This is a genomic window from Blastococcus sp. SYSU D00669 (assembly GCF_054050715.1).
Window position 1 is genome coordinate 98,790 of sequence record NZ_JBJGZV010000017.1, and the last position, 6,084, is coordinate 104,873.

The following is a 6,084-nucleotide window of genomic DNA, read 5'->3' on the forward strand; positions in this document are numbered from 1 at the left end:
GTGACCTGGCCAGGAGGCCGTCCTATGGCGCTCGAGAGCGCTGTCAAGAAGCAGATCATGACCGAGTACGCGACGGTCGAGAACGACACCGGTTCGCCGGAGGTCCAGGTCGCGATGCTGACCCGCCGGATCAGCGACCTGACCGAGCACCTCAAGCAGCACAAGCACGACCACCACAGCCGGCGGGGCCTGCTCCTGCTGGTCGGCCGCCGCCGGCGGCTGCTGAACTACCTGGCGAAGACCGACATCAACCGCTACCGCTCGCTCATCGAGCGGCTCGGGCTGCGCCGGTAAGCACGACGAGGGGACCGTCCACCGGGCGGTCCCCTCTCTCGTGCGGCACCCGCCGCACGGGACGCGACGACCCGCCGCCGTCCGCAGACGCCGCCGGTCCTCGGTAGTGGCTCCCGGGCATGCGCCCCCCGGAGCGGGGAACACCGTTCCCGGGAGCTTCGATCGAAGACCGGTCGCTCCGGATCCGCAGTCGGCGCCAGGTCGCCACGAAAGAGGAGAGCGCACGACGGCCACGAGGGCCACGTGCGACGACGAGAGAAGGACACGTGTCCGCACCCACCACCCAGAGCAGCGGGATCACCGCTGAGTTCGACCCCGAGGACGGGGTCACCACCGCCACCGCGGTCATCGACAACGGCAGCTACGGCAGCCGCAGCATCACCTTCGAGACCGGCCGGCTCGCCCGCCAGGCCGCCGGCTCGGTCACCGTGACCATGGGCGACACCATGCTGCTGTCGGCCACCACGGCCGGCCGCCAGCCCAAGGACCAGTTCGACTTCTTCCCGCTGACGGTCGACGTCGAGGAGCGGATGTACGCCGCCGGGCGCATCCCCGGCTCCTTCTTCCGCCGCGAGGGCCGGCCGTCGGAGGACGCGATCCTCACCTGCCGGCTGATCGACCGCCCGCTGCGGCCCACCTTCGCCAAGGGCCTGCGCAACGAGGTCCAGGTGGTCATCACCGTCCTGTCGCTGGACCCCGACCACCTGTACGACGTGCTGGCCATCAACGGCGCCTCGGCGTCCACGCAGCTGTCCGGCCTGCCGTTCTCCGGCCCGGTCGGCGGCACCCGCGTCGCACTGGTCAACGGCCAGTGGATCGGGTTCCCGACCCACAAGGAGCTCGAGGACGCCGTCTTCGACATGGTCGTGGCCGGTCGCGTCCTGCCCGACGGCGACGTCGCGATCATGATGGTCGAGGCCGAGGCGACCGAGAAGACGATCCAGCTGGTCGCCGGCGGCGCCACCGCGCCGACCGAGGAGGTCGTCGCGCAGGGCCTCGAGGCCGCCAAGCCGTTCATCAAGGTGCTCTGCGAGGCGCAGAGCGCGCTGGCCGGGAAGGCCGCCAAGCCGGTCGCCGACTTCCCGCGCTTCCTCGACTACCAGGACGACGTCTACGCCGCCGTCGAGGCCGAGGCCGCCGCGGAGCTCGCCACCGTCCAGGCGATCGCGGGCAAGCAGGAGCGCGAGCAGGCCACCGACGAGCTCAAGGAGAACGTCAAGGCGAAGCTGGCCGACCAGTTCGCCGGCCGCGAGAAGGAGGTCTCCGCGGCCTTCCGCGCGGTGACCAAGAAGGTCGTGCGGCAGCGCATCCTGCGCGAGAAGGTCCGCATCGACGGCCGCGGCGTCACCGACATCCGGCCGCTGTCGGCCGAGGTCGAGGTCGTGCCGCGGGTGCACGGGTCGGCGCTGTTCGAGCGCGGCGAGACGCAGATCCTCGGCATCACCACGCTGAACATGCTGCGCATGGAGCAGCAGCTCGACACGCTCTCACCCGAGACCCGCAAGCGCTACATGCACAACTACAACTTCCCGCCGTACTCCACCGGTGAGACCGGCCGCGTCGGCTCGCCGAAGCGCCGCGAGATCGGCCACGGCGCGCTCGCCGAGCGGGCGCTGCTGCCGGTGCTGCCCGACCGCGAGGAGTTCCCCTACGCGATCCGGCAGGTCTCCGAGGCGCTGGGCTCCAACGGCTCGACGTCCATGGGTTCGGTCTGCGCCTCCACGCTGGCCCTGCTCAACGCCGGTGTGCCGCTCAAGGCCCCCGTCGCCGGCATCGCGATGGGCCTGGTGTCCGACGAGGTCGACGGCAGGACCCAGTACGTCGCGCTGACCGACATCCTCGGCGCCGAGGACGCCTTCGGTGACATGGACTTCAAGGTCGCCGGCACCCGGGACTTCGTCACCGCCCTGCAGCTGGACACCAAGCTCGACGGCATCCCGTCCGACGTCCTGGCCCAGGCGCTGACCCAGGCCCGCGCTGCCCGGCTGCACATCCTCGACGTCATGAACGAGGCCATCGACGGCCCCGACGAGATGAGCCCGTACGCCCCGCGCGTGACCACGGTGCGCATCCCGGTCGACAAGATCGGCGCGGTCATCGGCCCCAAGGGCCAGATGATCAACGCGATCCAGGACGAGACCGGCGCCGACATCACCATCGAGGACGACGGCACGATCTACGTCGGCGCCTCCGACGGCCCGTCGGCGCAGGCGGCGGTGGACCGCATCAACGCCATCGCCAACCCGCAGATGCCCAAGGTGGGCGAGCGCTTCCTCGGCACGGTCGTGAAGACCACGCCGTTCGGCGCCTTCGTCTCGCTGCTGCCGGGCAAGGACGGCCTGGTGCACATCAGCAAGCTGGGCGGCGGCAAGCGCATCGCCAAGGTCGAGGACGTCGTCAACGTCGGCGACAAGCTGCAGGTCGAGATCACCGACATCGACGCCCGCGGCAAGATCAGCCTCGTCCCCGTCGCCGCCGACGGCTCGAACGACGGTGACGCCTCCGGCACGCCGGCCGCGCCCGCCGAGGCCGCTGCCGCCCCCGCGGGTGAGTGACCACGGCTGAGGTTCTGGGCGACGGGGTGGGTGCGACCGCACCCGCCCCGTCGCTCGTCGGGAAGACCGAGCTGCTCGACCTCGACGAGGTCGGCGGCCGGGTGGAGCGCACCGAGCTCCCGGGGGGCCTGCGGGTCCTGACCGAGACCATGCCCGGCGTCCTGTCGGCGACGCTGGGGATCTGGGTGGGCGTCGGCTCGCGCGACGAGTCGCCGGCCCTGGCCGGGTCCTCGCACTTCCTCGAGCACCTGCTGTTCAAGGGGACGGCGACCCGCAGCGCCCTGGAGATCGCGACGGCCATGGACGCCGTCGGCGGTGAGATGAACGCCTTCACCGCCAAGGAGCACACCTGCTACTACGCGAACGTGCTCGCCAGCGACCTGCCGCTGGCCGTCACGCTGCTCTCCGACCTGGTCACGGAGGCGTGCAACACCGCCGCGGACCTGGAGTCGGAGCGCACGGTGGTGCTCGAGGAGATCGCCATGCGCGACGACGAGCCCTCCGACGCCGTGCACGACCTCTTCGCCGAGACGCTGTTCGGCACGACGCCGCTGGGGCGCTCGGTGCTGGGTTCCGTGGAGTCCATCGAGAACCTGAGCCGCGACGACGTCGACGGGTGGTACCGGCAGCGGTACACGATGCCCTCGATCGTGGTCACCGCCGCCGGCCGGGTGGACCACCAGCAGGTCCTCGACCTGGTGACGGCGGCCTTCGCCGACCGGCTGGGCGGCGAGGCCCGGCCGGCCGAGCTCCGGCGCGGGGACGACGTCAGCCTCGCCCAGCCGGCCAGCTCCACCGGCCTGATCCAGCGCCGCACGGAGCAGACGCACCTGCTCTACGGCGGCCTCGGCATCGGGCGGCTGGACGACCGGCGCTACGCCGCGTCCGTCCTCGAGGCGGCCGTGGGCGGCGGCATGAGCTCGCGGCTGTTCCAGGAGATCCGCGAGAAGCGGGGCCTGGTGTACAGCGTGGGGTCGTCGCTGACCCACTACGCCGGCACCGGCACGTTCTCCGTCTACGCGGGCTGCTCGCCCAAGCGGGTGCCGGAGGTGCTGCGCCTGGTCCGCGAGGAGCTGGCGCGGGTGGCCGCCGACGGTCTGACGGCCGAGGAGGTCGTCCGCGGGCGGGGCCAGCTCAAGGGCGGGCTGGTCCTCGGCCTCGAGGACACCGGCTCCCGCATGAGCCGGCTGGGCAAGAGCGAGCTGTCCTACGGCGAGTACCTGCCGGTGCGCGAGGTCCTCGCCCGGCTCGACGCCGTCGACGAGCAGCAGGTGCGGGCGGTCGCCGCCGACCTCCTCACCAGGGAGACCTGCCTCGCCGTCGTCGGGCCCTACCGCGCGTCCGACCTGGACCGCCTGTAGCGGTCGGGTGGAGACCGAGGTCATGCACGAGCACGGCGCGCTGGCGCGGCTGGTGTTCGCCGTCGCGGTGCTCGTCTCGCTGGCGGTGCTGTTCGCGCCGTCCGGCGACGTGCCGTCGGCGCCACCCGGCGTGGACAAGGTGATCCACCTGGTGCTGTTCGGCGTCCTCGCGTTCACCGGGCGGTGGGCGGGGTTGCCGCGCGCACCGCTCGCCGGGCTGCTCGTCCTCTACGCCGCGGTCAGCGAGCTGCTGCAGGCGCTGCCCGTCGTGGCCCGCTCGTCGTCGGTGGCCGACTGGGTGGCCGACGTCGCCGGGGTGCTCCTCGGGCTGCTCCTCTGGGGTGTCCTCGCCCGGCGGCTCGCAGCGCGCTGACCGGCGGTGTTGCGCCGGAGGCGCCGCTTGGGAAATCTGACGCGGTGACCACGAGCACCCCCGACACCGGCCGGCAGGCGAACCCCACCGCGAGCCCCTCCGCGAGCGACGAGTCGCCCGTCCTCACCGTCGGTGTGCTCGGCGCCCGGGGTCGGATGGGCACCGAGGTGGTCAAGGCGGTCAACGCCGCCGAGGACCTGGAGCTGGTCGCGATGGTCGACGCCGGCGACTGGCTGTTCAACGTCGCCGACGCCGGCGCCCAGGTGGTCGTCGACTTCACCCGCCCGGACGTCGTCATGGACAACATCCGGTTCTGCATCGACAACGACATCCACTGCGTCGTGGGCACGACGGGCTTCGACGAGGAGAAGCTCGCCACCGTCGCCGAGTGGTTGCAGCCCAAGCCGGACCTCGGCGTGATCATCGCGCCGAACTTCGGCATCGGCGCGGTGCTGCTCATGCGCTTCGCCCAGGAGGCGGCGCGGTTCTTCCCGTCGGTCGAGGTCGTGGAGCTGCACCACCCGCACAAGGTCGACGCCCCGTCGGGGACCGCCGTCCGCACCGCCCGCCTGGTGGCCGCAGCCCGGCGGGCTGCCGGGCTCCCGCCGGCGCCGGACGCCACCGAGGACTCCCTCGCCGGGGCCCGGGGGGCCGACGTGGAAGGCATCCCGGTGCACGCCGTCCGGCTCTCGGGGCTGGTCGCGCACCAGGAGGTACTCATGGGGGCGCCGGGGGAGACGCTCACCCTGCGCCACGACTCCTACGACCGGGCGTCGTTCATGCCCGGCGTGCTGCTCGCGGTCCGCGAGATCGGCCGTCGTCCCGGCCTGACCGTGGGCATCGAGAGCTTCCTCGGCCTCACCTGAGCCGCGGGAACACCCGCGCCCGCCGGTGGGACGGGGAGGGTGAGGACGGCAACTCCTGGAGGGTCCTGCACGGGCCCTGCGGGATGGTGTACAGTCTTCTCTGCGCCGCGCGGGCCGAGAGGCCGGCCGGAGGAACCCCCCGGGGTGAACCCGATGCGCAGCACGGCGTAACATAGAGAAGCCGCCGACGACGACGCCCGGAAGGGCTGGTTTGTTGCGCGTCCGCTCCTTGAGAACTCAACAGCGTGCCGAAAGTCAGTGCCAAGTAACAAACCCCCGATGCCCGGGTTCTCGGATCCGGGTGGGGATTCCTTTGGTTGATTGACATCGCGATCTGTCAGGTCGCGGTTCTCAGCCGGTTTCGAATTCATCTACGGAGAGTTTGATCCTGGCTCAGGACGAACGCTGGCGGCGTGCTTAACACATGCAAGTCGAACGGTGAACCCGCTTCGGTGGGGGATCAGTGGCGAACGGGTGAGTAACACGTGGGCAACCTGCCCCCGGCTCTGGGATAACTCCAAGAAATTGGGGCTAATACCGGATATGTCCGCTGACCGCATGGTCTGGTGGTGGAAAGGTTTTTCCGGCTGGGGATGGGCCCGCGGCCTATCAGCTTGTTGGTGGGGTAGTGGCCT

The 6,084-nt window shown here is 71.3% G+C and carries 5 protein-coding genes and 1 rRNA gene; all 6 read left to right on the forward strand.

Going from position 1 to position 6,084, the window contains the following annotated elements; translation table 11 throughout:
* Positions 1-24 precede the first annotated feature (24 nt).
* Complete coding sequence (rpsO, locus tag ACI8AF_RS14045; RefSeq protein ID WP_448627413.1) at positions 25-294, forward strand: 30S ribosomal protein S15; 270 nt, start codon at positions 25-27, stop codon at positions 292-294.
* A 266-nt stretch (positions 295-560) separates the two neighbouring features.
* The gene (locus tag ACI8AF_RS14050; RefSeq protein ID WP_456540334.1) at positions 561-2,849 is read left to right on the forward strand and encodes a polyribonucleotide nucleotidyltransferase; all 2,289 of its coding nucleotides are present in this window, start codon (positions 561-563) and stop codon (positions 2,847-2,849) included.
* Between the two features lie 26 nt (positions 2,850-2,875).
* Positions 2,876-4,210, forward strand: a complete 1,335-nt coding sequence (locus ACI8AF_RS14055; protein WP_456540335.1) for a M16 family metallopeptidase — start codon at positions 2,876-2,878, stop codon at positions 4,208-4,210.
* Between the two features lie 7 nt (positions 4,211-4,217).
* Positions 4,218-4,583: a VanZ family protein gene (locus ACI8AF_RS14060; RefSeq protein ID WP_456540336.1), complete on the forward strand. Its 366-nt coding sequence runs from the start codon at positions 4,218-4,220 to the stop codon at positions 4,581-4,583.
* 44 nt (positions 4,584-4,627) lie between these two features.
* Positions 4,628-5,449, forward strand: a complete 822-nt coding sequence (gene dapB, locus ACI8AF_RS14065) for a 4-hydroxy-tetrahydrodipicolinate reductase (RefSeq protein WP_456540337.1) — start codon at positions 4,628-4,630, stop codon at positions 5,447-5,449.
* Positions 5,450-5,819: 370 nt separating this feature from the next.
* A 16S ribosomal RNA gene (locus tag ACI8AF_RS14070) occupies positions 5,820-6,084 on the forward strand; the annotation flags it as partial.